This window comes from Psychrobacter sp. 1U2 (assembly GCF_051847575.1).
In genome coordinates this window covers 1-639 of record NZ_JBPYDC010001295.1, presented here as the reverse complement: position 1 = coordinate 639, position 639 = coordinate 1, and the positions used below count along the sequence as shown (strand labels likewise).

The 639-nt window shown below is 34.1% G+C and carries 1 pseudogene; it reads right to left on the bottom strand.

The features are described 5' to 3' along the window. Window positions 1-198: pseudogene (gene prpB / locus ACS8FD_RS21735) on the bottom strand (methylisocitrate lyase); the annotation flags it as partial. Window positions 199-639: the final 441 nt, after the last annotated feature.

The following is a 639-nucleotide window of genomic DNA, read 5'->3' as shown; positions in this document are numbered from 1 at the left end:
GCTGGTCATACCCAAATCTGGTAGACCAAATGAGGCATTGGCGACACCGCCGCCTGAGAGGTATATTGCCTGATGACCGACTTGCGTTGCCATCATGGCCGTATAGGCATTAATAGTACCGACGATCTGTAGTGGTTGGTTATTATCGTTCTTTTGTTTCATGGCATTGCGAAAGCGCGCGCCAGCTGATGATGTCATTTGAGAGTCCTTGCATGGAGGGTTAATCTTATTATCACCATACAAAATCCTAGTCAGTATCTTGTATGGTCAAATTTTTATTAACTTAGAGTATACGCATTTGACTCTAATTTGGAAGTAAACATTGCTAATGTAAATTTAGTAAATATTTATTAAAAGTTAATTTAATTTAACATTATTCACTTATTGAATAATAGTATCTATATATTGATGATATCTCTATTCTGTTATGCATATTAATAAAAACAACACGCTATAACTAAGTTACTATGAAATATTTAGTTACACTTGTACTTTTTATAACCAATTAATTATAGTCGATTGACTATGAGGGACGTCTCATCGGAAGGGCTTTTACATTTTTTGTAATAAAAAAGCCCTAATAGCTAGAAGCTAAAAGGGCTTTGATTGTTTATGGCTTAAATTGTTCAATACGCTTTA